Below are 24,944 nucleotides of genomic sequence, written 5' to 3' on the forward strand. Positions count from 1 at the left end.
CCCTAGCGTGGGAGCCATGACTTCCTGGTGGCGTCCCGCGCTCTGGCTGCTGCTGATCCTCAGCGTGGCCGCGAACGCGGTCGCGTCCAGCCTGGACGTCAGCGTCGTCGTCGGTCTCGGCTTCGGCCTGGTGACACTGGCCTGCGCCGTCGTCCTCGCGGCACACCACTACCGGCACCGCTGACCCGTTGCGGTTGTCCGGGCCGGGCCGCTGACCTCGTTCCGGTTGTTCGACAGGGGACTGCGGCGAGCCCGGTCGCGGTGGGGAACGCGGATCGGGGAAGATTCCGGGGTGCTAGCGGATGACGAACTCGACACCTCGATCCTGACCGAGCGGCAGCGCCGGATCCTCACCGTCATCCGCGACGGGGCCCTCCGGCACGGCTACTCGCCCTCCACCAGGGAGATCGCCGACGCGGTCCGGCTGTCCACCACCACGGTGGCCCGGCACCTGCGCGCCCTCGAGGACCACGGGTTCCTGCGGCGCGGGCGCTCGACCCGGCCGGTCGACATCCGGATGTTCCTGCGCGCGGACGAGCAGCCGCACCGGGAGACGACGACGATCGGCGTACCGGTGCTGGGCGACATCGCGGCCGGCGCGCCGATCCTGGCCCAGCAGAGCGCGGACGAGATGCTGTCCCTCCCGCGCGAACTGGTCGGCAAGGGCGGCGCCCTGTTCGCGCTACGGGTGCGCGGCGACTCGATGATCGACGCGGCGATCTGTGACGGCGACCTGGTCGTGGTGAAGCAGCAGCCCGAGGCGTTCAACGGCGACATCGTGGCCGCGATGATCGACGACGAGGCGACGGTCAAGGTGTTCCGGCGCCGTGGCGGCCACGTGATCCTCGAGCCGCGCAACCCGGCCTACTCAGACATCGACGGTGACCACGCGGTCATTCTCGGCAAAGTCGTTTCGGTACTCCGCAGCGTGTGACAGAAACGGCAACAATCGTTTACGCACAGCACACCTCTGTCCATTTTGCAATGTGCAGATGATGGCCCTATTCTGATCATGTAACGGCTCCCGGACGCGGGAAACCGGCACCGCATGCTATCCGTGAACGCCTATTGCATGCAGGCATTCCGTGCGGTTTCCCGTCCTGTTCGACGGCGCTTCACCGCGCCCGTTTCCGGAGGTCAGCATGACCTGGTTCATCGGCCAATCGCTCGTTTTCATCCTGCTCGCCTTCCTGCTCGGCGTGCTTGTCGGACGCCTCAGCGCACGCTTTACCGGTCGCCGCGGCACCACGCCGGAACCGACCTTTGCCGCAGCGCCGGAGAAATCGGAAAGCAATCTGAGGACTCCGGAAAAGGTATCACCGGAAAAGGCGCTTTCGGCCGAAAAGGCGTCCCCCGCCACGGTGACGGAAAGCGCCGCGGCGGGAACGCCGGTGGCCGATGAGGAATTGGAGCGGATCGAGGGAATCGGCCCGAAGATGGCCGACGCCCTGCGTGCCGCCGGGATCCACTCGTTCGCCCAGCTCGCCGAGAGCGACGACGACACCAAACGCTCCGCCATCCGGGCGGCCGGTCTCAGCTTCGCCCCCAGCCTGGTCACCTGGAGCCGCCAGGCCCGCCTGATCGCCGACGGCGACGAGGAGGCCTTCGCCGAACTCACCGCCCGCCTGATCGCCGGCCGCGACACCGACCCGGCCCGCTCCCCGAACCCCGATTCACTTACCGCCGCCACCACCCGGCGTCCTTCGCCGCGCCCAGCCGGCCCACCGACCGCCGGCCGGGACCAGGCCGCTGCCGGCCGGGACGCGGAGATCGTCCGATGATCGGGGTGCAGACCAACGACGCCCGGCGGCGGCCGCGCTTCACCCGCCCGGACCACGCCGGCGTCCGGCGGCTCTGGTTCGCCGCGCTGATCGCGGTGATCGGCCTCGCCGCGCTCCTCACCGTTCAGCTCGGCCCGCAGCGGCACCGCATCGAGAACGACCTCACCGACCGCGCCACCCGGGCGCTGGCCGCCGCCGGCCAGCAGAAGACCGAAGTCTCGTTCACCGGCCGCGACGCCGAAGTGAACGCCGATTCGCCGGCCGAAGCCGACCGTGCCCGAACCGTCGTCGCGGCGGTCACCGGGGTCCGCACCGTGCACACCAGGGTCGTTCCGGCCGCTCCGGTGCGCATCCCGCCGACCTTCCTGCTGGTCGCGTCCCAGGGCCACGCCGTGCTCACCGGCACCGTCGCGGACGCCGAGTTGCGGACCGCGCTGCACGACGCCACCGCCGCGGCGTTCGGCCCGGCCGGGACCGACGACCGCTTCACCGTCGCGGACACCGTCACCGCCGACCCCACGCTCACCGGGTTGCCGTCCCTGCTGCGGTTGCTGCCGGCCCGGGCCGCCACTTTCTCCGTACGATGGGAAGCCGGCGCCCTGACCCTCACCGGCACCACCCCGGCCGAGACCGTGCACACCGCGCTGACCGCGGCCGCCCAGCGCCTCGGCGCCCCGGTCACCGACCGGATGACGGTGGCCGCCCTGCAACCGCAACTCGCCGCGGTGCCCCCGCTGACGTTCCGCACCGACGGCGCCACCCTGACCCCGGAGTCGCGGAAGTCCCTGCGGACCATCGCGGACCTCCTCGCCGCCAACCCGAGCGCCACCATCCGCGTCGACGGCCACACCGACTCGCGCGGCCCGAAGGCGATGAACCTGGCGCTGAGCCGGGACCGCGCCGACGCGGTACGGACCGGCCTGATCGAGGAGGGTGTCGCCGCGGACCGCCTGACGGTGGCCGGCCACGGCGAGGCGCAGCCGAAGGTCGCCAACGACACCCCCGAGCACCGCGCCATGAACCGTCGCGTCGACCTGACCGTGACCCGTTGACCCCCGTGCGGATCAGCCTTTCGGCAGAGGCGCCGGAGGGCCGGGTCCGACCGGAGTGTGATGTGTGGCCGCGTCCGCGTTCCTAGCATCCTCAGTCATGAAGATCATGCGCAGTGCGGTCGTGGCGGCACCGGTGACCGGCGTGCTGCTGGGGTCCCTGGACTTCGTCTGGATCAAGTACGTGCCGGGCCCGTTCGGCGGGCTCGGCAACTCGATGGCGGTGTGGGCGGTGGCGGCGTTCCTGCTCACCTTCGGTCACCGCTGGAGCCTGCCGGTCAGCGTGGCAGCGGCGGCGGCCCAGCTCGTGATCGCCGTACCGAGCTACTACCTGGCCGCGGCACTGATCCAGCACGACGCCTGGTCGAACATGGTCAACGCCAACGCCCTGCTGTGGATGGCCTTCGGCGTGATCGCCGGTGCGGTCTTCGGCGCCGGCGGCATGCTGGCCCGCGAGCACTCCGGCAGCACCCCCGGGCGTGCGGACGCGGGCCGTGTTCCCGGCAGCGGCACCTCCGGCGGCCGGCCCGGGCGTGCCGCCGCGTGGCTCAGCACCGTCGCGCTCGCCCTGCCCGGCTCGGTGCTGTTCGCCGAGGCGGTGCTCCAGGCCCGCCGGATCGGTGATCCTTCGTACCCGGTCGCCGAGCTCACGTCGTACACCGTTGTTGTGATCGTCATCGGTCTCGGGATCACCGTGATGATCACGCGGACCTGGACCCGCCGCGGTCTGGTCCTGCTTCTCGCCCTGCCGCTGACCGCGGCCGGCGTCGTGCTGCTCGGCCTGGCCGGCTTCCGCTGATCCCGGTGGGCCGCCTCCCCACGGCCCACCACACCGCCGATCAACCGGCCTCGGGGTGCTCCGTGACGTTCTGCAGGTAGAGCGGCTCGCCCAGCTTCTCGATCAGGCCGAGCTGGGTCTCCAGGTAGTCCACGTGGTGCTCCTCGTCGGCGAGGATGTCCTCGAAGATCCGGGCCGAGGTGATGTCACCGATCGAGCGCATGTACTCGAGCCCGCGCCGGAGCCGGTCGACCGCCTCGACCTCGACCTTCATGTCGCACTCGAACTGCTCCTTGACCGTCTCGCCGATCCGCAGCGAGAACAGCTTCTGGTAGTTCGGCAGGCCCTCGAGGAAGAGGATCCGGTCGGTGAGCACCTCGGCGTGCCGCATCTCGTCGATCGACTCGGCCTTGGTGTGCTTGGCCAGCACGGTGTAGCCCCAGTTGTCCTGCATCTTGGCGTGCAGGAAGTACTGGTTGATCGCGGTCAGTTCCGCGGTCAGCTGCTCGTTCAGGAACTCGATGACACGGGCGTCGCCTTGCACGTCAAATACCCCCATAGTATGACTACTTGGGGTCAAGCGTACTGCCCGTAAGGGCTAGGCGGCGTTCGGTAGTCGCGTGTCGGTGGTCCCCTCCTCCTCGATCAGGTCGAAGATCCGGTCCAGGCAGCTCCCGCAGCCGGTACCGGCGCCACAGGCGTCGCCAACCGCCTCCTCCGTCCGCGCGCCGCAACGAACGGCCATGCGGACTTCACTTTCGCGGACGTGGTGACAGATGCAGACGAACATGCGGCGACTTTCTGATGGTTAACCTTACCTAACTTAGGTTGCCCTAAAACCCCTGGTCACGCAAACCCTTCTGGGTTGCGATCGCGGCACTCGCGGTTATATCGAGTCGTACAGATTGCTAACGGATGTCGATGCCGTTACTTTGGGAGCGCTCCCAGTAGGTCTTTCTCCCCCTGGAAGGAAGCCCATGTCTCCCAGCTCCCCCCGACTCAGAACCCGATGGATCGCGGCCACGGCCGCCGGTGTCACCGTCGCGGCCGGCGCCGTCCTCGCCGCCGCCGGCACCGCCGAGGCCGGCACCATCAACGGCACGCTCTACCGGGACCCGGACACCGCGGTCGCCCGATGGGTGGCCGCCAACCCGAACGACTCCCGCACCGCGGTGATCCGCACCAAGGTGGCCAGTCAGCCGGCGTCCCGCTGGCTCAGCAACTTCAACCTCGGCACGATCGGGTCCGAGGTGTCGGCGTACGTCGGCGCCGCGAACGCCGCGGGCCAGATCCCGGCGCTGACCGCGTACGGCATCCCCAACCGGGACTGCGGTGGCGCCAGCGCGGGTGGGGCGCCGGACCTCGGCACGTACCAGACCTGGATCTCGGCGATCGCGAACGCGCTGGGCAACCGCACCGTGATCGTGATCCTGGAACCGGACTCGATCGCGCTGCAGACCTGCCTGAGCGCGAGCGAGATCGCGGCCCGGGACTCGGCGCTGGCGACCGCCGTTCGTACGCTGAAAAACGCCAACCCGAACGCCAAGGTCTACCTGGACGCCGGGCACTCGACCTGGAACACCGCCGCTGACCAGGCCGGACGACTGGTCGCGGCCGGGGTGGCGAACGCCGACGGGTTCTACACCAACGTCTCGAACTTCAACGGCACCGCGGCGGAGACCGCGTACGGGCGGGCGATCATCAGCGCGCTGAACGGGCGCGGGGTCACCGGCAAGCGCCAGGTCGTGGACACCAGCCGTAACGGCGGGGCGTCCGGGGACTGGTGCGGGGACGACAACACCGACCGGCGGATCGGGTCGTACCCGACGACGGCGACCGGTGACGACAACGTCGACGCGTTCCTGTGGGTCAAGCCGCCGGGTGAGGCGGACGGCTGCCGGTACGCGGCCGGGTCGTTCCAGCCCGATCTGGCGTACAGCCTGGCGAGCAGCGCCCCGAACCCGCCGGTGACCAGCTCGCCGTCGGCCTCGTCGGCCTCGCCGTCAGCCTCGTCGGCCTCACCGTCGGCCTCGGCCAGCACCCCCTCGACCGGCGCGGCCTGTTCCGCGGCTTTCAAGATCACCAGCTCCTGGTCGGGCGGGTTCCAGGCACAGGTCACGGTGACCGCCGGTCGGGCGATCACCGGCTGGGCGGTGTCCTGGACGCTCGGCAACGGCCAGTCGGTCAGCCAGGCGTGGAACGGAACGCTGACCACCAGCGGATCCACGGTGACCGTGCGTAACGTTTCCTGGAACGGCTCGCTCCCGTCCGCCGGCACCGCCGAATTCGGCCTGATCGCGAACGGCGCCGCCACCACCCCCGCATTGACCTGCACCGCTGCATGACCCGGCACTGATCGGGCGGGCCCCGGCACCACGCCGGGGTCCGTCTTCGGGTTTCGGAGCGCGCCGACAGGTACTAACGTCGATGCGGTCGTTGCCGGAGTCCGGAAAGGACGATCAACCGTGGGTAACCGAATCCGCTGGGCCGTGGCCGCACTGGCCCTGGTGGGAACACTTGCCGGGACCGCAACACCGGCGTACGCCATCGCCAACGGCGAACCCGTACCGGACGGTCACTACCGCTTCTCGGTGAAGCTGACCATGACCGGGATCCCGACCGCCAGCGGCGGCCGGCGTAACAGCGCCTGCTCCGGCGCCCTGATCGCCCCGAACTGGATCATCACGGCGGGGCACTGCTTCCGGGACGCGAACGGGGTCCGGGTCGAGTACCCGGTCGCCGACCTGACCACCGCGACGGTGGGCCGCACCGACCTGACCGGGACCGGCGGTCACGTGCTCACGGTGATCGCGGTGCGGCAGTCGCCGACCGCCGACGTCTCGCTCGCCCAGCTGGCGGAGCCGGTGCGCGACATCCGGCCGATCCGGGTGGGCACCCGGGCCCCGAAGATCGGCACGGTGCTGCGGGTGACCGGGTACGGCTCGCTCACCAGCGTGAACCCGGTGCCGTCCACGCGGCTGATGACCGGCCGGCTCACGGTGGTGTCGGTCGCGGACGCGGTGCTCGGGCTGAACGGTTACGCGCCGCAGCCGGACACCACGCCCTGCCCGTACGACTCGGGCGGCCCGTACTTCACCGAGCGCCACGGTGTCCCGGTGCTCGCCGGGGTGGTCAGCAACGGGCCGAGCTGCCCGCACACCCAGGTGGAGAACGCGGCGCGCACCGACGACATCGCCAAGTGGATCTTCTCGGTGACACACCCTCGCAATTGACCTTTCTCGATAGAGTGGCGCGATGGGATCGCTTCGGGTCGCGGTGGTCGGCGCCGGTATCGGTGGTCTGACCACCGCGATCGCCCTCCGGGCGCGCGGATTCACCATCGATGTGTACGACCAGGCGAGCAGCCTGAGCGAGATCGGCGCGGGACTCTCCCTCGGCGGCAACGGGATGCGGGTGATCGACGCGCTCGGGCTCGGCCGGGCCGTGCGGGAGGTGGCCGCGAACCTGCACCGCATCGAGTTCCACCACTGGCGCACCGGTGAGATCTTCTACCAGCACCCGATGGGCGACTGGTACGAACAGCGGTTCGGCGGCCCGTTCCTGGGCGTGCACCGCGCCGACTTCCACCACGTGCTGCTCGCCGCGTTCGACGGGACGCCGCACCTGGGCCGCCGCTGCGTCGCGGTGCACGAGTCCCCGCACGGCGTCGAGCTGGAGTTCGCCGACGGCACCACGGCCGGCGCCGACGTGGTGGTCGGCGCGGACGGCCTGCGCTCCGCGGTACGCCGGCACGTGAACGGGCCGGACGAGGCGGTCTTCGCCGCGATGAGCTGCTTCCGTGGCCTGGTACCGGCTCCGCCCGGCTCCGCCGTGTCGGGGCTGACCTTCTTCCTCGGTCCCGGGCGCCACCTGGTCGCCTACCCGGTCCGCGGCGGCGAGCTGATCAACTTCGTGGCGTACGTGCCGGATCCGGAGTGGACCCTGGAGTCCTGGTCGGCGAAGTGCCCACCGGCCGAGGCGGCCGCCGCGTTCGACGGCTGGCACCCGGCCGTGACCACGCTGCTGGCGAACGCCGAGGAGACCGGGCGCTGGGCGCTCTACGACCGCGAGCCGCTGCGCCGGTGGAGCACCGGCCGGGTCACGCTGCTCGGCGACGCCGCCCACCCGATGCTCCCGCACGCCGGCCAGGGCACGAACCAGGCCCTCGAGGACGCCGCGACGCTGGCCGCCTGCCTGTCCGGTCTGGGGCCGGCCGAGGGGCTGCGGCGCTATGAACAACTCCGCAAGGCGCGGACCCGGCAGATCCAGCTCGGCTCACGCGCCAACGCGGCGTGTTTCCAGGTCCCCGACGGCCCGGCCGCGACCGAGCGCAACGCCCGCCTGCAGAACCTGCCCGAGATGGTCAGCTGGATCCACGAACACGACGTCCACGCATCCCTCCCCCGCTGACCCCGCCCCACACCGCGGGCAACACCACGAGCGTGGGGACTTTCGGCGCGCTCCGCACCGAAAGTTCACACACAAGGGTTTCCGGGACCACCCACGGACGTCGCCCCGGAGGGCTTCGCGTCATGGACGCGCCAGCGGCCAGCGAAGCCCGCAGGGGTCCCGGCGGGAGCGACGATCCGCACCACAGCGGACGCACGACATCAAGCTCTTGATCTTGATCGTGATCACGCGGAGCGCGCCGTGCGGCGGCGGAGGGCTCGGGTCAGCCGGGAGCCGGGGACGGACGGCGGGTGGCGCGGCGGCGGAGGAGGGCTCGGGTCAGCCATGGTGCGGCGCCGAGCAGCAGGAACACCGCCAGCAGCGGGAGGCGCCACCACCAGGAGATCACCGCGGGCGGGGCGGACGGAACCGCCGCGACCAGCGGGCGGGCGCTCTTGGCCCAGGCCAGGAACGCGTCGCCGATCGGGAGCACACCGAACACGTACCGGCGGGTGGTGATCGTGTCGATCGGGACGCCGAACACGTCGCCGGCGGTGGCGAGCGCCCCGGACAGTGCGCTGTCGCCCTGGATCCGGGCGGCGCCGAGGGTCACCACCGTCGCGGACAGGCTGATGCCGTGCACCAACGGGCCGGAGTCGACGTCGCCGGGGCCGTCGGTGCCGTGCGGATATTCGCGCACGGCCGGGCCGAGACCCCACGGCCGGTCCAGGAAGGCGGTCCGGAAGACCAGATATTGGGTACGGGCGAAAGCCGGGTCGATCTCCGGCAGGAAGCGCTGGATCATGCTTTGCGAGCTGCCGCGAGCCCCCGAGGTGGGACGGCCGGTGTCCACGTCCGCGGTGTGCGGCAGCAGCCCGGTGACCGGGTCGAGGCGGGACCGGGCGGCGGCCAGCCACCGGGTGACGGTGGTGTCGAAGCGCGGCGTGGTGACCGTGTCGTGCAGGCGCAGCGAGGCGATCGCGACGGTGGAGTCGACCGGCCACGCCTGCCCGGGGTAGGCCGCCAGGAACGGGGTCGGTGAGGCGTCGAACGCCGCGGAGTCCTGATCGAAACGGGACACCTGGGCCGGATCACGGTCGGCCGGGTGCTGCGCGGCGAGGAGACCGCCGCGTAGCCAGTTGACCCAGCCCCGGTAGAACACCCCGTACGACGGTACGAGCGAGGACGCGAACGGTGCCCGGCCGGTGTCACTGTCGATCCGGTCGAGCGCCCAGCGGGCCTGCGCGGCGTCACCGAGTTGCACCGCGGTCAGGCCGTAGAGCGCGTAGAGGAAGAAGTAGCCCTCCGGGAAACCGTCCTGGGCCCGCTCGGCAGCGCCGGTGGTCAGCTCGTGCCGCAGGTGGGTGAGCTGACGCCGTACCGAAGAGGGGGTTTCGGCCGGGAGGACCAGGTGGGCCGCGGCGATCACGGCGACCAGGCTGATCACCGCGAACAGCGCGCAGCGCGCGAGCCGGAGCATGCCGCGAGCCTAGGAACGCACCGCAAGGTCCACCGCCCGGAGAATCCGGGTAATACCGCTGTTATCGGGTGTTACGGTTCGCCGGTGGCTCCGGGCACGCACCTGCCGTCGCTGACCGGGCTGCGCTGGATCGCCGCGTTCCTGGTCTTCGGCTTCCACGTGCAGGTCGGCGGCCGCCTCCCGGAAGCCACCGCCACCCGCCTCGTCCAGGACGTGTTCGGCGCCGGCGCGACCGGGGTCTCGTTCTTCTTCCTGCTCTCCGGTTTCGTACTGATGTGGTCGTCGGCGCGGGAACGGCCCGGCGAGTTCTGGTGGCGGCGATTCGCCCGGGTCTACCCGCTGCACGCGGCGACCGCGGCGCTGGCGCTGATCGTCGGCGGCGGCCTCCCGCCGGCGCCGGTGGTGGCCGCCAACCTCACGCTGGTCCAGGCCTGGTCGCCGGACCACGCCTACTACCAGGGCCTGAACGCGGTGAGCTGGACCCTCTCCTGCGAGGCGTTCTTCTACCTGATGTTCCCGCTGCTGGCGGCCGGGATCGGCCGGCTGCGCCCGGACGCGCTGACGCTGACCCTGATCGGCGCGTGGCTGGTCATCGTGGCCGGGCCGTTCGCCGGCGGTCCGGCGGTGTGGTTCTTCCACTGGACGCCGGCCGGGCGGCTGCCGGAATTCGTCTGCGGCCTGGCGCTGGCCTGCCTGGTGCGCCGGACCGCGCCGGACCGGGTGAACCTGACCCGCCTGTGGTGCGCCGCCGCGGTCGTCACCGTCGCCGGGTATGTGCTGGCCGGCCGGGTCGCCGAGCCGTGGAACCTGGCCGCCTACACGCTGCCCGGCTTCGCGCTGGTGCTGGCCGCCGCGGCGCTCGCGGACCTGCGCGGCCGGTGGACGCCGTGGCGCAACCGGGTGATGGTCCGGCTGGGTGAATTGTCGTTCGCGTTCTACCTGGTCCACGTGCTCGTGCTCCGCGGCTTCGAGACCGTGCTCGACACGCCCCGCCCGGATCTCAGCGCCGGCGTGGCGCTCGCCGGGTCGCTGTGCGCCCTGCTGTCGGCGCTGGTGGTGGCCTGGGTGCTCAACACCACCGTCGAGCGGCCGGCCCGACGGTTGCTGCTGCGGCGCGGGGCGGTATCCCGCTGACCTGCTCACACAAGAGCAAAATCGGACTATTTGCACCCCTTGCTATCGTACGCCGAATGCTCACCGCCCCCGACCCGCGGACCTCGGCCAGCGCGACGCGCGGCGCCTCCCTGCCGTCGCTGACCGGGCTGCGCTGGGTGGCCGCGTTCCTGGTCTTCGCGTTCCACCTGCAGATCGTGGAGTTCTTCGCGCCCGGACCGGCCGAGCAGGTGCTGGAGCGGCTGTTCGCGTCCGGCTCGGTCGGCGTCTCGTTCTTCTTCATCCTCTCCGGTTTTGTGCTGATGTGGTCGTGCGCGCGGGACGGGTACCGCCGGTTCTGGTGGCGCCGGTTCGCCCGGGTCTATCCGCTGCACCTGGTCACCGCGCTGCTGGTGGTCGGCTACCTGTCGGTGCACGACTGGCACGCCGTTCCCGGGCCGCCGGCGCTGATCGCCAACCTCGCCCTGGTGCAGTCCTGGATCCCGGACGTGGCGTTCTACCAGAGCGTCAACACGGTCAGCTGGACACTCTCCTGCGAGGTCTTCTTCTACCTGCTGTTCCCGCTGATCGCGGCGGGCGTCGCGCGGCTGCGGTCCCGCGGGCTGATCCTGGTCGCGGCCGGTTCGTGGCTGGTCACCGCGGCCGGTCCCGGCCTGGCCCGGCTGGTGGCCGGAGCCGACGCGGTCGAGCTGTTCTTCCACTGGGTGCCGCTGGGCCGGCTGCCCGAGTTCGTCTGCGGGGTCGCGCTGGCCCGTCTGGTCCGCTCCGCGGGCGCGCCGCGGTGGCGCGGTCTCGGCCGCCTGGCCGCCGTGCTCACGGCCGGCGGATACGTCCTGTCCGCGCACGTCCCCGGCCCGTGGGGTGTCGCCGCGTGCACCATGCCGGGCTTCGCGCTGGTGCTCGTCGCGGCGGCCCGCTCGGACGTGCGGGAGTGCTGGACGCCGTGGCGCGGCCGGGTGATGGTCCGGCTCGGCGAGCTCTCGTTCGCGTTCTACCTGGTCCACCTGATCGTGATCCGGATGTTCGAGGGATGGTTCGGTTATCACCCGAAGCTCGCCCTGGGCGCCGGGATCGGCCTGACCGTCTCCGCGTTCCTGCTGTCGCTGGCCGCGGCCTGGCTGCTGAACGTCGGGGTGGAGGGCCCGGCGCGGCGCCTGCTGCTGCGCCGCCGGTCCCCGGCCGCCGACGCCGTCCCGAGCGGCACACCCGGCCCGGGTAAGCGGGCCACTATCCCCCGCGGGCGACGCGAACCCGAGGACCACCGGCGCCTGCCGGACCAGCGCGGACCGGGACGGCAGCCGGCACACCGGCGCGCGTCCGGCCCGATCGTGCCGCCGCGTCAGGCGGCCGGGCCGCCCCGGGTGGCGGAGCCGTCCGGGGATCGGCGGGCGGATGAGGCGCCCGGCCGCTGACTGAGCACCAGCAGCAGCTCGAAACGGACGGTGGGGTCGTCGAGGTCCGGGCCGAGCAGCTCGCGCAGCCGGTTCAGCCGGTAGCTGACGGTCTGCGGGTGGACGTAGAGCTCGGCGGCCACCGCGGACCGCGAACCCCAGTGCCGCAACCAGGACTCCAGGGTGGTCAGCAGCTGCTCGCGCTGGCCGGGTTTCGCGTCGGCCAGCGCCGCCAGCCGCCGGGTGGAGAGCGCGGCGAGCGCGCCCGGCTCGCCGCGCAGCGCCAGCGCCGCGAAGTGGTCCTCGACGAAGACCGCGGCGGGACCGGTGCCGACCAGCTCGGCGGCGCGTTCGGCGAGCCGGACCGCCTCCGGCACCTCGGTCCACGGCAGTCCCGGCCCGACCACCGCGTCCCGGCCGGCGAACGCCTCGGCCAGCACCGCACGCTCGGCGCGCGGGCCGGCCCGCAGCAGCAGCACCGCGTCGCCGGCCCGTTCGGCCACCACGCCGTCGGTGGCGAACCGGAACCGGGCGTCGCGGGCCTGGTCGGTGGGGAGCAGCACCGGCACCACCCGGTCCAGCGTGGGCCAGCCGATCGCGGTGACCGCCTCGCGGGCCACGTCGGCCGGTGCGCCGCCGCGCAGCAGCAGGTCGGCGGCCCGGCGGCGGCGCCGGTCGCCCTCGCCGGCCTGTTCCCGCAGCTGCCGGGCCAGGCCGTCGGTGCAGGCCGAGGCGAGCTCGTCGACGAAGGCGCTGGTCGCGTCGGACAGGTCGATGATCTCCTCGACGGTGACCGGGCGGGAGCCGGCCAGCGACTGGGAGGCGCTGCGCAGCAGCAGCCGGGCCGCCGTGCGCAGCGCGCCGAGCAGCAGCTCCGGGCCCCGGTTCTCGCGCGCCTCGGCCGCGCCGAGCGCCACGAACACCTCGCGGATCCGCGGGGGCAGCGCCGGTTCGTCGGTGCCGGCCAGGTCCAGGAAACGGTCCAGCGCGACCTCGACGGCGGTGCGCAGGTCCCGGTCGACCTTGGCGCCGGTGGTCTCGGCGAACGCCGGGTTGGCCTCGGCCACCGCGGCCGCGATGGCCTGCGCGGTGACCGGCAGCCGGGGCCGCATGGCCGCCGCGAGGTCGGTCGGCACGCGCAGCCACGGGGTGGTCATCGGGCGATTTTGTCACCCGGTGATAACGGGCGGGTCGCAGATCGCTTCCCGGACGACGGTGCGTCATACCCGCGATCGGGTGACGATGGGGCAGGTCACCCCCGCACACCAGGATCGGATCCGCTCGTGAAGCATCGGATGTCTCGTCAGCACGTGGTCGACATGTGCCGGACCATGCTCGACCGCGGCTACCTGAAGGCCACCGAGGGCAACGTCTCGGTCCGCGTGCCGGGCCACCAGCTCTACGCCGTCACGCCGAGCAACTACGACTACGACAAGATGCGCGTCGAGGACGTCTGCATCGTCGACTTCCAGGGCAAGCACGTGCCGGACGTCGGCGGGGCGGGCGGGCTGGTGCCGTCGATCGAGTGCGGGATGCACGCGAACGTCTACCGCGAACGCCCGGACGTCAACGCGATCGTGCACACCCACCAGCCGTACGCGTCGGCGCTGGCGTTCCTGCGCAAGCCGATCCCGGCGCTGACCGACGAGCAGGTGCGCTTCCTCGGCAAAGAGGTCGCGATCATCGACTACGCGCCGTCCGGCACCGGCTTCCTCGCCAAGAACGTGCAGAAGAAGGTGGTGAGCGGGGACAACGCGTTCATCATCGCCAACCACGGTGTGGTGGCGCTGGGCACCGACCCGTCCCGCGCGGTGTTCAACATGGCGCTGCTGGAGAAGGTGTCGATCGCCTATCTGATGGCGCTGACCAGCGAGGCCGGGAAGGTCTACACGATCCCGGCGACGATCCGCGAGATCGCGTTCAGCAAGCTGAAGAAGGACGAGAAGCGGATCGCCTCGCAGATCGTCGACGCGGTGGAGCCGGTGCGGGTGCCCGAGGACGAGGAGCTCCCCAGCGTCGCCACGCATGCGGACATCGCCGAGACTGCGGCCAGCGGCTACATGATCAGTGAGTACCTGGACGTCGACGACACCATGCGCCGGCTCAAGGCGCTGGTCTCCCAGCCGATCCGCGGGCTGCGCCACGACGCGCTGCTGGACGTGCTGAACTACTTCGACACCAAGTGCACCGCCAGCCGGGAGATCACCGAGCGGGCCAAGCTGCGGATCCCCGGCGGGGTGCAGCACAACCTGGCGTTCAACTACCCGTTCCCGCTCGCCGTCGACCGGGCGCACGGCGCGTACCTGACCGACCGGGACGGCAACGTCTACATCGACTTCCTGCAGGCCGGCGGGCCGACCATCCTGGGCAGCAACTACGGCCCGGTGAACGAGCAGGTGGCCGCGGTGATCGCGGAGTCCGGGCCGGTCACCGGCCTGTTCCACGAGTACGAGCTGAAGCTCGCCGAGATCATCAACCAGCACATGCCGCACATCGAGATGTACCGGTCGCTGGGCTCCGGCACCGAGGCGGTGATGGCGGCGGTCCGCGCGGCCCGTGCGAAGACCGGCAAGAAGATGGTGATCAAGGTCGGCGGGGCCTACCACGGCTGGTCGGACACCGTCGTCTACGGCCTGCGGGTGCCCGGCAGCTTCCGGATGAACGCCAAGGGCATCCCGTGGGGCGCCACCGGGCGGACCCGTGAGGCGTTCCCGCACGACCTCGGCACCCTCAAGCGCAAGCTGATCGAGAACCGGGTGCGGGGTGGCACCGCCGCGGTCATCGTCGAGCCGTTCGGCCCGGAGTCCGGCACCCGGCCGGTGCCGAAGGACTTCAACGCGGCCGTCCGCAAACTCTGCGACGAGTTCGGCGCGATGCTGATCTTCGACGAGGTGGTGACCGGGTTCCGGACCGGGATGGGCGGCGCGGCCGGCTACTTCGGGGTGAAACCCGACCTGACCGTGTTCGGCAAGGCCGTCTCGGGTGGTTACCCGATGGCCGGCGGGGTCGGCGGCAGCGCCGAGGTGATGAGCGTGTTCGGCTCCGGGCTGGACGGCAAGAGCGGCGCGCACATCCAGGTCGGCGGCACCCTCTCGGCGAACCCGCTGTCCTGCGCGGCCGGGTACTTCGCGATCCAGGAGATGGCCCGGACCAACGCGCCGGTGCTCGCCGGTCGCGCCGGGGACCGGCTCACCCGCGGGCTGCAGAAGCTGCTCGACAAGTACGGGCTGCCGTACGTGGCGTACAACCAGGGCTCGATCGTGCACCTGGAGTGCAGCGGCGTGATGCTGCTCGACATGCGCAACCCGATCAAGCTGTTCAAGGAGAACAAGGCCCGCAAGACGCTGATGGAGCAGATGGGCGCGGCGTACGCGGCGCACGGCATCATCACCCTCGCGGGCTCCCGGATGTACACCTCGATGGCCGACACCGACGAGGTCATCGACGACGCTCTCACCCGGTTCGACCAGGTCTTCGCCCAGGTCGAGGGGGTCTAGTGCCGACGCCGCCGCAGGTGCTCGCGATCGACCTGGGCACCTCCGGGATGAAGGCCGCCCTGGTCGCCGCGGACGGCACGGTCACCGGGTGGGCCGAACGCCCGGTGCCGCTGCGGGTGCTGCCCGGCGGTGGCGCCGAACAGGACCCGGTCGCCTGGTGGGACGCGCTCGCCGAGGTCGTCGCCGACCTCGGGCGGGACTTCCCCGACCACCTGCGCGCGGTGACGACGATCTGCTCCTCGACACAGGGTGAGGGCACCATCGCGGTGGACGCCGCCGGAGAACCGCTCACCCAGTGCATCAGCTGGCTGGACATGCGCGGGGCGGCTCACCTGCGGCGGCAGTTCGGGGGCTTCCCGTCGTACGGTGGAATCTCGATCTTGAAAATCGCCCGGTGGCTGCGGTTGACCGGCGGGATGCCGTCGGTGACCGGGAAGGATCCGGCCGCGCACATGCTCTTCGTACGCGACGAGATGCCCGAGGTGTACGCGCGGACCGCGACGTTCCTCAACGTCCTGGACTGGATCAACCTGAAGCTCACCGGCCGGACGGTCGCGACCGTCGACTCGATCCTCACCTCCTGGGTCACCGACAACCGCACGGCGACCGACATCCGGTACGCCCCGTCCCTGGTCGCCGCGAGCGGGATCGACCGGGACAAGTTCCCGCCGATCGTGAAATGCACCGAGGTGATCGGCACGCTTGCCCCCAGCGCTGCCGATCACCTCGGTCTGCCGGCGTCCGTCCAGGTGGTGGCCGGCGCGATAGACAACACCGCGGCCGCGATCGGGGCCGGTACGGTCCGCGACAACGAACCGCACCTCTACCTGGGCACGTCGTCCTGGATCGCGGCGCACGTGCCGGCCAAGAAGACCGACGTGACAAGCGGCATCGCGTCGATCCCGTGCGCGCTGCCGGACCGCTACCTGATGACCGCGCTGCAGGCCACCGCGGGCGCGAACCTCACCTGGCTCCGCGACAAGATCGTCGAGTACGACGACCCGCTGCTCTCCGCCGGCCACATCAGCCGCGACGAGGGCACCATCTTCGACGCCTTCGACAAGATCATCCCGTCGGTGCCGGCCGGCGCGGACGGCGTGCTCTACATGCCCTGGCTCTACGGCGAACGCGCACCGGTCGACGACCCGCACCTGCGCGCCGGATTCCTGAACATCTCCCTGGAGACGACCCGGTCGGACCTGCTGCGGGCGGTGTTCGAGGGTGTCGCGCTGAACACCCGCTGGATGGCGAAGGCGGTGGACCGCTTCCTCGGCGCACCGGTGACGTCACTGGTGATCACCGGCGGGGCCGCGCGGTCCAACTCGTGGTGCCAGATCTTCGCGGACGTGCTCGGCATCGAGATCCGGCGGGACGCGGATCCGGTGGTGGTGAATGCTCGCGGGGCGGGGTGGATCGGGGCGGTCGGCGCCGGGATGATCGACTTCGCGGACATCTCCGCCCTGGCGAGGAACAACCACGTGTTCGAGCCGGGCCCGGACCACGCGAAGTACAACGAGATCTACCCGGTCTACACGGATCTGCACAAGCAGCTGGCCCCGATCTACAAGCGGCTGAACCGGGCCTAGATCGGGAACGCCCACGGGGGCAGGCCGAGCTCGCGGCCCACGGCGGTCAGCGCGACCACGCCGTGGCCGCTGCTCGAGGTGTCCGGCCCCAGCGTCACCGAGATCGCCTCGGCCAGGGTAGATCTTTGCTGGTCAGGGCGTGGTGGCGGGCTGCGGGACGAGCGCCGCGGCGATTTCCAGGGCGGCTCGGCGGGGGTCGCCGTGCCAGCGGCTGGGGAACGCGTCCACCAGCCGCCACCCCGCGCGGTGCAGCGCGCCCTGCCGCTCCAGATGCGCGGCCGGGCCGTCCGGGTGGACCGCGCAGAACACTCCGACCGCGTCCGGCGCCGGCCCCGCGCACAGGTCGAGCACCCACGGCCCGACGGTGTACCCCGGCCGGACCGGCACCCCCAACCGGCCGAGTTCCGCGGCGAGGCTCGCCGCCCAGCCGGACGTCGCGGTCCCCGGCTGGGTGTCAGGGGTGTCTCCGGGGCCCGGAGACACCCCTGACGACCAGCCGGGGACCTCAACCGGACCGTCCTCGTGCGCGAGCGGGTGCCCCGCATACCCGAGATAGTCGCCGAGCAGGCCGTCCGGGCCGGTCAGGGAGCTGAGCATGATGAGCCGGCGGCGGGCCCGGGTGACCATCACGGTGAACAGCTGGGGGTCGGTGACGAAGCGGCGGCGGCTCGGGGAGTCCGCGTCGACCAGGCCGAGCGACACCACCACCGCGTCCGCCTCGCTGCCCTGGAACGCGTGCACCGTGCCGACCCGCAGCCGCAGCTCCTCGATCCGCTCCGCCGGGACCGCCGCGACCAGGGCCGCCTCCAGGGCCTCGGCCTGCGCGCGGAACGGGCTGATCACGCCGATCCCCCGGTACCCGGCCGCGGCCAGCTCCTCGACCGCCCGCAACGCCGCCGCCACCTCGGCCTCGTTGACCCCCTTGAGCAGCGCGGGTGCGGGCACGTGAACCACGTCGATGGCGTCGGTGGCGTCGGCGAGCGGGGTGCGGGTCATCACCGAGACCTTGCCGGCGTAGAACCGCCGCGCCGGGAAGTCGATCAGGTGCGGGACGCTGCGGTGATGCTCGGCCAGCCAGGTCACCGGGGCGGCCGCGGCGGCCAGGTCGTAGGTGCTGACCCGCCGGACGTCGAGCCGTTCGTCGGCGCCGTGCCGGTCCAGGACCTGGGTCACGTCGACGTCGCTGACGAACGACACGAACCGCAGCTGCCGCGGGTCGCCGACGATCAGCGCGCGCCGGGCCCGGGCCAGCACCGGAGCGGCCCGGATCTGGTCCACGTGCGAGGCCTCGTCGATCACCACGAGGTCGAACAGGCCGGGTTCCGGTGGCAGCAGGTCCTCGACGTCGGCGACCGTGCCGATCCACAGCGGCAGCGCGCGGACCAGGGGCGCGGCGTCCATCCGGGCGAGCAGTTCGCGGCGCCGGTTGCGGCCTGCCCGCAGTGCGGTGGCCAGGGCTCCGGCCGCGCGCCGGGCGTCACGGTCCCAGCGTTCCGCGCTGCCCGCGGCGTTCCGCACCGCGACACCGGCGGCCGTCCGCAGCTCACTCTCCGCGTCGTGCAGGGCCGACCAGCGGGCGGCCAGATCGGTGCCGCCGGTCGCGGCGAGGTGGGCGGCGGCACGCTGCGCGGTGGCCGCGGCGAGCGCTTCGGTCACATTCTTTTCCGGTACGTCCGGAGCCGCGCCCAGCACCCGATACGCCCGGCGCCGGGCGGCACGGGCACGCCGCCGCGCCCACCACCCGCCGAGCGCCGCAGCCGGCCCCGCGCGGTCCGCACCGTCCCCCGGCCCGCCGCCGGGACCCGCACCGGCGGCGGCCAGCAGGGTGCGGACCGCTGCCAGGTCGACGGAGTCGTCGAACGCGCCCGGGACCTCCACCGCCAACTCCGCGAGGAACGGCTGATACCCCGGGAGCGCCGCAGCCTGCCGCTCCCGCTCCAGGTCATCCGTGATCTCGGCGCTCTCCCTGCGTACCAGATCGGAAGCGGCCTGGACCGCAGCGTGACCGGAACGGATGACGCCTGCCTCGACCCCTTGATCCGCGCCCGCGGTGAGGTCGGCCTCGAGCCCGGCGCGGCCGCTCGCGTCGCCGAACAGCACCGGCGGCGGACCCGGATAGCGCGCCAGCAGCCCGGCGAGCACCTCGGCCGCGTGCGGCGACTGGGTCGCGACCAGCACCGAACCGCCCCGGGCGACCACCTCGAGCGCCGCCGCGACCACCGTGTGGCTCTTGCCGCTGCCCGGCGGCCCGGAGACCACCGTGACCGGTGCTGATCGGGCCCGGACCACCACCCGGGCCTGCGCGCCGGTCAGCGGCAGCGGCGAGAGCGCCGGCTCGGGATCCTCGGCGCCGGGAGCGGACGAGGAGCCGTAGACGGCGGTGAGCGCGGTCCCGGTCAGGTCCCGCCCGGCCCAGCTGCGCAGGCTGTCGGCGAGGCCGACGCCGAACACGTCCCGGACCACGAACAGCGCCGGCGCCGCGACCAGCGCCAGCCCGTCCGCCGGGATCCGCTGCTTCGCGCCGATCGTGGCGCCGGCGGTGAACCCGGTGGCGTCGGCGACCGACCGCAGCCAGGCGCCGCTGCCGATCGCCTCGAGCCAGCCGGGAGTGGCCAGGCCGGGCGCCGACTCGAACGCGGCGGCCAGGTCCCGGTCCTCGACCAGCGGGGTGACCTCGACGTCGCCGGCCGGGACGACCTTGTACCCCAGCAGCGACCGCTCCAGGTGCACCGGCTGGCTGAGCAGCGGCACCCGGACCTTGCGCGGTTTGCCCTCGACCTCCACCCGGCCGGCCAGGAAGCCCCACCCGCGGTGCAGGATCCGCTCCTCGCGGTGCAGGGCGTCCAGGGCGGCCAGGCGTTCGACGGCCGCCTGGCGCGGCGCCTTCTCCGCGGTCTCCAGCCAGACCAGCGGCTGCGCGCCCCGGGTCACGTCCATGGTGCGCTCGGCGGCGGCCGGAGCCAGCTCAGCGAGCACGGCGAGTACGGTCCGCGGCAGCATCGGATGCGAGGTTACCGGGCCGGACCACCCCGGCCGGGGTCAGCCGTGGCAGGCACGGCGCCGGGTCCAGCCGATCAGTCCCTCGACGAGCGCGCGCAGGCGACCGCGCCTTCGCAGCGCGGCAGTTCCGGGGATCACGGATTCGCGCCGTCCCGGGGCGAATGGCACCCACTTGTCACAGGTACCTGGTCGTACGTACAGTGGTCTCATGCCACCCACCTCGCACGAAAGTGGCGACATGCCGGGCAGTTCTGACACCAGCCACTCCGGCCCGGCACGGACCCGGGAAGCCGTCCGGGACTACGACGGCCTGTACAAGGCGTACTGGGCGGGACTGGCCGGCAATACGACGAGCCCGGTCATCGCATCCACCAGACCGTGGTGTGGCCGGTCGGCGGCGGCTACCCCGGATCCTTCCAACGGGACCGCCTGAGCCTGGAATACCACTCGGTGAACGTCCCGGAAGACCTCGACCCGGAGGCACTGCTGGCGAGTCCGCTCGCGCCACTCGTGCTGTGGTCGAGCCGCCGGCCGACCGATTTCGCCGACCGGATCGCCGGGCGGATCGGCAAGCTGTCGAGCCGCGAGCAACAGTTGGTTCTCGTCGACCTTTGTATGCTGGCCGAACAGGGTCTCGCAGCTCAGGTCGTGACGGCGTTGAGGAGCAGAGGAATGGGCAACGTTCTCGAAGGAACGGACATCGGCCGCGAGATCGCTCAGAAGAACCTGAAGCGAGGCCGCGAAGAAGGACTCCAGCAAGGGCGCGAACAAGGACTCGAACAGGGCCTGGTGCGCTCGATGCGGCTGATGCTGCAGAACCGGTTCGGCGACTTCGCCGGCCTTGACGAGCTGGCGAGCAAACTCGTAGCCGGCGACCACGACGCCAACGTTGCGAAGGTCGTCAGCGGCGCTCCCCTGGAAGAACTCCAGCAGCCCTGACCACGACGTCAGAGTCGATCACCGAGACATCGCGCGCCCGCCTAGTGAACCGTGGTGCGTTCCAGGCGCTGGGTGAGGACGCGTTCGGTCAGGGAGACCAGGACCAGCTTGACCGAGTCGCGGCGGCGGGCGTCGCACTCCACCAGGGGCAGTTCGAGGTCCAGGCCGAGCGCCTCGCGGATCTCGGTGTGCTCGAAGCGGCGCGCCCCGTCGAACGTGTTCACGCCGATGATGAACGGGATGCCGTGGTCCTCGAAGTAGTCGATGGCCGGGAAGCAGTCCTCGATCCGCCGCGTGTCGACCAGGACGATCGCGCCGAGCGCCCCGTCGACCAGGTCGTCCCAGAGGAACGCGAACCGGTCCTGGCCGGGCGTGCCGAACAGGTAGAGCAGCAGCGCGTCGTCGAGGGTGATCCGGCCGAAGTCGAGCGCGACGGTGGTCGTGGTCTTGCCGGAGACCCCGGACGTGTCGTCGATGCCGATCGACTTCTCAGTCATCTCGGCCTCGGTGACCAGCGGTTCGATCTCGGAGACCGCACCGACGAACGTGGTCTTGCCGACCCCGAACCCGCCGCTGATCACGATCTTGACGGCGACCGGCGCCGGCGCCGTGAGTGTTTCAGAGCGCCCGAACACGATCCCGGATCCTTTCGATCAGTGCGAAGGACAATTCGGCAGGCGCGTCCTCGACGAGGACGTACCCCTCGGTGACCAGGTCACCGACGATCACCCGGACCACGCCCAGCGGCACGGTCAGCGCCGACGCCAGGTCAGCGATCGACTTCGGCGTCTGGCACAGCTCGACGATCCGGCGCGATTCGAACCGCAGCGGCGCGGAGAGCGCGGCCCGGGACGCGTGCAGCTGGGTCTCGATCCGCAGGCCGTCGCGCATCGGCTCGGTCCGCCCATTGGTGATCATGAAGGGGCGGACGATCGGATCCGGTTCGTTCATCGCGGCAGGCTCTGCCGGGACTCGGCGATCAGCGCGGGGGTCAGCAGGTCACCGAACCGCTCGGCGAGCTTGGCGATCTCGTAGCCGACCAGGCCCGGGTCGCTGTCGCCGCCGGCCATCACGCCCAGGCAGCTGCCGCCCGGGATCACCGAGATGATCAGGAAGCCCCGGCGCATCTCGATCATGATGAGTTTGAGGCCGTCGAACTCGTACCGGCGCGCCGCGGTGCGGGCCAGGCTGGCCATGCTGGACACGATCGCGGCGAGCTGGTCCGCCTCGGCCCGGCTCAGCCCGTCCGACCCGGCGATCAGCAGCCCGTCCGAGGAGACCGCCACGGCGTCGCGGACTCCGTCGGTCTGGTGGACGAAGTTGCCCAGCATCCAGTTGAACTGGTGCCGGTCGGCGGGCGCTTCCACGCTCATCGGTTCTCCTCGGAAGATGCTGCGAAGGGTGCGTCGGCGCCGCGCTGGACGCCCTTGCGGAAGGCGGTCAGGCGGTCCCGCACCGCGTCGGGCGAGTCGGCGACCTCGACGGTCGGCTCGTTGCGGCCGCCCCGATCGATCCGCACGGTCTGCTCGAGACGGCCGTCCCGCGAGGTGGTCGCGGCGCCAGGTTCGGGTCGGCGAGCCCGGGGGATGCGTTTGCGCAACCCGTTCGTCGTACGGTCGGCCTCGGACGGTCCGGAGCCGAATTCGGCCTCCAGCCGTACCGCGGACCCGTTGAGTGCCGGAACCGGGACCGGCGGACGTTCGGTGACCACCACGTAGTCGACCTCGAGCGCCCGCGGCCGGATGCGGATCGGATCGCCGGTGCGCGGCTGCTCGAACCGCGCGTCCGGCACGGGCCGTCCGGGGGCCGGGCCGAGCGAGGCCGGTGCGGGCGGTGCCGGGTCGAGCGGGGCGGGCTCGGCCATCAACCCGGCCGGCAGGCTGATCCGGGCGGTCACCCCGGTCACCGGTGACGGGGTGAGCCGCACCTGGACGTCCATCTCGGCGGCGAGCCGGCCGACCACGTAGTGGCCCAGGAACCGGGACGGGCCGGTCATGAAGTCGCCGTCGCCGCACAGCCGCCGGTTGGCCCGGGCCAGGTCCTCGTCGTTCATCCCGACGCCCTGGTCGCAGACCGCGATCAGGTAGCCGTCGCCCATCCGCCGTCCGTGGATCTCGACCTCGACGTCCGGCGGGGAGAAGGTCAGTCCGTTCTCGATCAGCTCGGCGAGCATGTGGGCCAGCCCGCTGGCGATCCCGCCGTGCACCTGCGCCTCGTCCAGCCGGCGCAGCACCACCCGGCGGTACTCCTCCACCTCGGACACCGCGGCCCGGATCACGTCGGTCAGCGGCAGCGGGCCGGGCCACTGGCGCGGGCTGGCCGCGCCGACCAGGACCAGCAGGCTCTCCGCGTTGCGGCGCATCCGGGTGGCCAGGTGGTCGAGCTCGAACAGGTTCGCCAGGCCGTTCGGGTTGGACTCCTCGCGCTCCAGCCGGGAGATGAAGCCGAGCTGGCGGCGCAGCAGGTTCTGGTTGCGCCGGCCCAGGTCGGCCATCGACTCGGCGGCCGTGCGGCGCAACTGCGCCTGCTCGGTGGCGAGGGCGTACGCGGTGCTGCGCACCCGGTCGAAGGCGTCGGCCACCCGGCGCACCTCGGCGCTCGCCGCGCGGGACACCGGCAGCGGCTCGGGCGGCCCGGTGTCCTCGCCGGCCGCGGCCCGGCGGACCGCCTCGGGCAGCCGTTCGCCGGCCAGCCGGTCGGCCTCGCCGGCCAGCCCGGCCAGCGGTTCGGCCAGCGACCGGCTCGCCGCGATCGCCAGGTAGGCCGAACCGGCCAGGCAGAGCAGGACCACCGCGGACAGCAGCTCCAGCCGCAGCGTGGCCCGGTCCTGCAGGTGCTGTGCCCGGACCAGGGTGGACTCGCCGATCCGCTGGCCCAGCGCGGTCATGTCGTCGAGCGTGGTGGCCACCGCGGTCCACCAGGATCCGCTGTCGGCCAGCAGGCTCTGCCGGTCGCCGGCGCTCAGCGCGGCCCGTTCCACGGCGCGGGCCTGCTGGGCGGCGCCGGAGGCCACCACCGTCGCCATCGCCGCGCGCCCGGCGTCGTCGGCGAACTCGTCGAACTCGCCGAGCGACAGGTCCCGGGACGCGACGATGTTCAGCAGCTCGGAGAACTCACCGGTCTGGAAGCCGCCGGCGCTGATCACGCCGTCCAGGAAGACCCACTCCTGCGCGGTCGCCTCCTTGACCTCGGTCAGCATCTCCAGCGACTCGGCGCCGCGGCGCAGCTCCAGGTCCTCGACGATCTCCAGGTGCCGGGTGTCGCCGGTGAGGTCCTCGATCAGTCCGGTGTAGAGGTCGAACGTCTCGTCGCGCTCGGCCCGGCCGGCGTCGGCGCTGGTGCGCACGCCGGCGAGCTGGTCGAGGGCGGCCAGCGACTCCGCGGTCTCCCCGGCGAACGCGTCGCCGGCCGCCAGCGCGGTGCGCGCCTCGGCCCGCTGGGCGTCGACCCGCTGGCGGGCCGGTGCGATCCGGGACCGGAAGCCGGTGTTGCCGCCGAGCACCGCGACGGTCAGGCCGCGCTCGTTCTGCAGCTCCTGGACCAGGCTCTGCAGGGCGAGGGTCACGGTGATCCGGCGTTCGGTCGCGGACGCGTTGCGGTACCGGGTGATCTCGCCGGTGTAGATCACCGAGAGCATCACCACCATCGCCGCGAGGGGCAGAGCCAGCATCCGTACGACACGGCTGCGAATCGTGTGGTCGCGCCGGGTCCTGCGCCACATACCGGGTTCTCCTTGCCGTGGGTGGTCGGCTGCCGCCGTTCCGTAGCCGTCGCCCAGAATTGGCGTCGGTCAACTCCCGGTCAACACCCTGATCGAGGGACACGGATGTCAGATGGCCGCTGGGCTCGGACGCTGTGATGTGCAAATTGCACGATCGGCCCCGAACGGGGGAGGCGTGAAGTTGGAGATCTATTCACGTTGATGTCGCCGGGGCTTCTGA

Annotated in this window: 22 protein-coding genes; 13 read left to right on the plus strand and 9 right to left on the minus strand. The window is 72.0% G+C overall.

What is annotated here, in order from left to right:
• Positions 1-16: 16 nt before the first annotated feature.
• The 5 genes from ADL15_RS54585 (at position 17) to ADL15_RS33880 (ending at position 3,629) form a co-directional block, all read left to right on the plus strand.
• On the plus strand, positions 17-184 hold the full coding sequence (locus ADL15_RS54585) for a hypothetical protein (protein WP_198171127.1): 168 nt from the start codon (positions 17-19) through the stop codon (positions 182-184).
• Positions 185-292: 108 nt separating this feature from the next.
• On the plus strand, positions 293-934 hold the full coding sequence (gene lexA / locus ADL15_RS33865; RefSeq protein ID WP_067699655.1) for a transcriptional repressor LexA: 642 nt from the start codon (positions 293-295) through the stop codon (positions 932-934).
• A 208-nt stretch (positions 935-1,142) separates the two neighbouring features.
• Positions 1,143-1,781, plus strand: coding sequence for a helix-hairpin-helix domain-containing protein (locus ADL15_RS52005; RefSeq protein WP_157441772.1), 639 nt, complete (start codon positions 1,143-1,145; stop codon positions 1,779-1,781).
• Positions 1,778-2,833, plus strand: coding sequence for an OmpA family protein (locus ADL15_RS33875; protein WP_067699659.1), 1,056 nt, complete (start codon positions 1,778-1,780; stop codon positions 2,831-2,833). The genes ADL15_RS52005 and ADL15_RS33875 overlap by 4 nt, the downstream gene beginning before the upstream one ends.
• A gap of 97 nt (positions 2,834-2,930) precedes the next feature.
• Positions 2,931-3,629, plus strand: a complete 699-nt coding sequence (locus ADL15_RS33880; RefSeq protein ID WP_067699661.1) for a DUF6518 family protein — start codon at positions 2,931-2,933, stop codon at positions 3,627-3,629.
• 40 nt (positions 3,630-3,669) lie between these two features.
• Here the strand turns inward: ADL15_RS33880 and bfr are convergent, their stop codons facing one another.
• Together bfr and ADL15_RS33890 are read right to left on the minus strand one after the other, a co-directional pair.
• Positions 3,670-4,152 carry a bacterioferritin gene (gene bfr / locus ADL15_RS33885; protein ID WP_067699665.1) on the minus strand — a complete coding sequence of 161 codons (483 nt, stop codon included), beginning with the start codon at positions 4,150-4,152 and terminating at the stop codon, positions 3,670-3,672.
• Between the two features lie 54 nt (positions 4,153-4,206).
• Positions 4,207-4,398 (minus strand): (2Fe-2S)-binding protein, encoded by a 192-nt coding sequence (locus tag ADL15_RS33890; RefSeq protein WP_067699666.1) that lies wholly within the window; start codon positions 4,396-4,398, stop codon positions 4,207-4,209.
• A gap of 187 nt (positions 4,399-4,585) precedes the next feature.
• On the opposite strand from ADL15_RS33890, the gene ADL15_RS33895 reads away from it, so the two are divergent.
• The 3 genes from ADL15_RS33895 (at position 4,586) to ADL15_RS33905 (ending at position 8,018) form a co-directional block, all read left to right on the plus strand.
• On the plus strand, positions 4,586-5,953 hold the full coding sequence (locus ADL15_RS33895; protein WP_067699667.1) for a glycoside hydrolase family 6 protein: 1,368 nt from the start codon (positions 4,586-4,588) through the stop codon (positions 5,951-5,953).
• Between the two features lie 120 nt (positions 5,954-6,073).
• On the plus strand, positions 6,074-6,841 hold the full coding sequence (locus ADL15_RS33900) for a S1 family peptidase (RefSeq protein ID WP_067699670.1): 768 nt from the start codon (positions 6,074-6,076) through the stop codon (positions 6,839-6,841).
• Between the two features lie 22 nt (positions 6,842-6,863).
• Positions 6,864-8,018 carry an FAD-dependent monooxygenase gene (locus ADL15_RS33905; RefSeq protein ID WP_067699671.1) on the plus strand — a complete coding sequence of 385 codons (1,155 nt, stop codon included), beginning with the start codon at positions 6,864-6,866 and terminating at the stop codon, positions 8,016-8,018.
• A 262-nt stretch (positions 8,019-8,280) separates the two neighbouring features.
• Here the strand turns inward: ADL15_RS33905 and ADL15_RS33910 are convergent, their stop codons facing one another.
• The gene (locus tag ADL15_RS33910; protein ID WP_067699672.1) at positions 8,281-9,477 is read right to left on the minus strand and encodes a hypothetical protein; all 1,197 of its coding nucleotides are present in this window, start codon (positions 9,475-9,477) and stop codon (positions 8,281-8,283) included.
• A gap of 84 nt (positions 9,478-9,561) precedes the next feature.
• Between ADL15_RS33910 and ADL15_RS33915 the strand changes: the two genes are divergently transcribed.
• Together ADL15_RS33915 and ADL15_RS33920 are read left to right on the plus strand one after the other, a co-directional pair.
• Positions 9,562-10,611, plus strand: a complete 1,050-nt coding sequence (locus ADL15_RS33915) for an acyltransferase family protein (protein WP_067699674.1) — start codon at positions 9,562-9,564, stop codon at positions 10,609-10,611.
• A 56-nt stretch (positions 10,612-10,667) separates the two neighbouring features.
• The gene (locus ADL15_RS33920; protein WP_067699676.1) at positions 10,668-12,002 is read left to right on the plus strand and encodes an acyltransferase family protein; all 1,335 of its coding nucleotides are present in this window, start codon (positions 10,668-10,670) and stop codon (positions 12,000-12,002) included.
• On the opposite strand, the gene ADL15_RS33925 is transcribed toward ADL15_RS33920, so the two are convergent.
• The gene (locus ADL15_RS33925; RefSeq protein ID WP_067699677.1) at positions 11,930-13,138 is read right to left on the minus strand and encodes a PucR family transcriptional regulator; all 1,209 of its coding nucleotides are present in this window, start codon (positions 13,136-13,138) and stop codon (positions 11,930-11,932) included. The genes ADL15_RS33920 and ADL15_RS33925 overlap by 73 nt on opposite strands.
• Before the next feature lie 138 nt (positions 13,139-13,276).
• Between ADL15_RS33925 and ADL15_RS33930 the strand changes: the two genes are divergently transcribed.
• Both ADL15_RS33930 and ADL15_RS33935 read left to right on the plus strand, forming a co-directional pair.
• Positions 13,277-15,478 (plus strand): aminotransferase class III-fold pyridoxal phosphate-dependent enzyme, encoded by a 2,202-nt coding sequence (locus ADL15_RS33930; protein ID WP_232344726.1) that lies wholly within the window; start codon positions 13,277-13,279, stop codon positions 15,476-15,478.
• Entirely contained in the window at positions 15,478-17,064 is a 1,587-nt protein-coding gene (locus ADL15_RS33935) for a xylulokinase (RefSeq protein ID WP_083972108.1), read from the plus strand. The genes ADL15_RS33930 and ADL15_RS33935 overlap by 1 nt, the downstream gene beginning before the upstream one ends.
• 132 nt (positions 17,065-17,196) lie before the next feature.
• On the opposite strand, the gene ADL15_RS33940 is transcribed toward ADL15_RS33935, so the two are convergent.
• A complete protein-coding gene (locus ADL15_RS33940; protein WP_067699681.1) occupies positions 17,197-20,064 on the minus strand; it encodes an AAA domain-containing protein in 2,868 nt (955 codons plus the stop codon).
• 378 nt (positions 20,065-20,442) lie between these two features.
• Here ADL15_RS33940 and ADL15_RS33945 point away from each other — a divergent pair, with 378 nt between their 5' ends.
• Positions 20,443-21,003, plus strand: a complete 561-nt coding sequence (locus ADL15_RS33945) for a hypothetical protein (RefSeq protein ID WP_157441774.1) — start codon at positions 20,443-20,445, stop codon at positions 21,001-21,003.
• Between the two features lie 41 nt (positions 21,004-21,044).
• On the opposite strand, the gene ADL15_RS33950 is transcribed toward ADL15_RS33945, so the two are convergent.
• The 4 genes from ADL15_RS33950 to ADL15_RS33965 are packed head-to-tail and all read right to left on the minus strand — an operon-like array spanning position 21,045 to position 24,724.
• Positions 21,045-21,641, minus strand: coding sequence for a GTP-binding protein (locus ADL15_RS33950; protein ID WP_198171136.1), 597 nt, complete (start codon positions 21,639-21,641; stop codon positions 21,045-21,047).
• Positions 21,622-21,954, minus strand: coding sequence for a DUF742 domain-containing protein (locus ADL15_RS33955; RefSeq protein WP_067699686.1), 333 nt, complete (start codon positions 21,952-21,954; stop codon positions 21,622-21,624). Before ADL15_RS33955 ends, ADL15_RS33950 begins: the two co-directional genes overlap by 20 nt.
• On the minus strand, positions 21,951-22,376 hold the full coding sequence (locus ADL15_RS33960) for a roadblock/LC7 domain-containing protein (protein ID WP_067699688.1): 426 nt from the start codon (positions 22,374-22,376) through the stop codon (positions 21,951-21,953). Before ADL15_RS33960 ends, ADL15_RS33955 begins: the two co-directional genes overlap by 4 nt.
• A complete protein-coding gene (locus ADL15_RS33965) occupies positions 22,373-24,724 on the minus strand; it encodes a sensor histidine kinase (RefSeq protein ID WP_067699689.1) in 2,352 nt (783 codons plus the stop codon). The genes ADL15_RS33960 and ADL15_RS33965 overlap by 4 nt, the downstream gene beginning before the upstream one ends.
• Positions 24,725-24,944 lie beyond the last annotated feature (220 nt).

Origin of the sequence: Actinoplanes awajinensis subsp. mycoplanecinus, assembly GCF_001509495.1 — a bacterium.
Lineage (GTDB): Bacteria > Actinomycetota > Actinomycetes > Mycobacteriales > Micromonosporaceae > Actinoplanes > Actinoplanes palleronii.

What these genes read in the sequence shown, in the direction of transcription:
- ADL15_RS54585 (WP_198171127.1), top strand. Translation starts at nt 17, where the DNA reads ATGACTTCCTGGTGGCGTCCCGCGCTCTGGCTGCTGCTGATCCTCAGC.
- ADL15_RS52005 (WP_157441772.1), top strand. Translation starts at nt 1,143, where the DNA reads ATGACCTGGTTCATCGGCCAATCGCTCGTTTTCATCCTGCTCGCCTTC.
- ADL15_RS33875 (WP_067699659.1), top strand. Translation starts at nt 1,778, where the DNA reads ATGATCGGGGTGCAGACCAACGACGCCCGGCGGCGGCCGCGCTTCACC.
- ADL15_RS33880 (WP_067699661.1), top strand. Translation starts at nt 2,931, where the DNA reads ATGAAGATCATGCGCAGTGCGGTCGTGGCGGCACCGGTGACCGGCGTG.
- ADL15_RS33890 (WP_067699666.1), bottom strand. Translation starts at nt 4,398, where the DNA reads ATGTTCGTCTGCATCTGTCACCACGTCCGCGAAAGTGAAGTCCGCATG.
- ADL15_RS33895 (WP_067699667.1), top strand. Translation starts at nt 4,586, where the DNA reads ATGTCTCCCAGCTCCCCCCGACTCAGAACCCGATGGATCGCGGCCACG.
- ADL15_RS33905 (WP_067699671.1), top strand. Translation starts at nt 6,864, where the DNA reads ATGGGATCGCTTCGGGTCGCGGTGGTCGGCGCCGGTATCGGTGGTCTG.
- ADL15_RS33910 (WP_067699672.1), bottom strand. Translation starts at nt 9,477, where the DNA reads ATGCTCCGGCTCGCGCGCTGCGCGCTGTTCGCGGTGATCAGCCTGGTC.
- ADL15_RS33920 (WP_067699676.1), top strand. Translation starts at nt 10,668, where the DNA reads ATGCTCACCGCCCCCGACCCGCGGACCTCGGCCAGCGCGACGCGCGGC.
- ADL15_RS33925 (WP_067699677.1), bottom strand. Translation starts at nt 13,138, where the DNA reads ATGACCACCCCGTGGCTGCGCGTGCCGACCGACCTCGCGGCGGCCATG.
- ADL15_RS33930 (WP_232344726.1), top strand. Translation starts at nt 13,277, where the DNA reads ATGTCTCGTCAGCACGTGGTCGACATGTGCCGGACCATGCTCGACCGC.
- ADL15_RS33940 (WP_067699681.1), bottom strand. Translation starts at nt 20,064, where the DNA reads ATGCTGCCGCGGACCGTACTCGCCGTGCTCGCTGAGCTGGCTCCGGCC.
- ADL15_RS33955 (WP_067699686.1), bottom strand. Translation starts at nt 21,954, where the DNA reads ATGAACGAACCGGATCCGATCGTCCGCCCCTTCATGATCACCAATGGG.
- ADL15_RS33960 (WP_067699688.1), bottom strand. Translation starts at nt 22,376, where the DNA reads ATGAGCGTGGAAGCGCCCGCCGACCGGCACCAGTTCAACTGGATGCTG.
- ADL15_RS33965 (WP_067699689.1), bottom strand. Translation starts at nt 24,724, where the DNA reads ATGTGGCGCAGGACCCGGCGCGACCACACGATTCGCAGCCGTGTCGTA.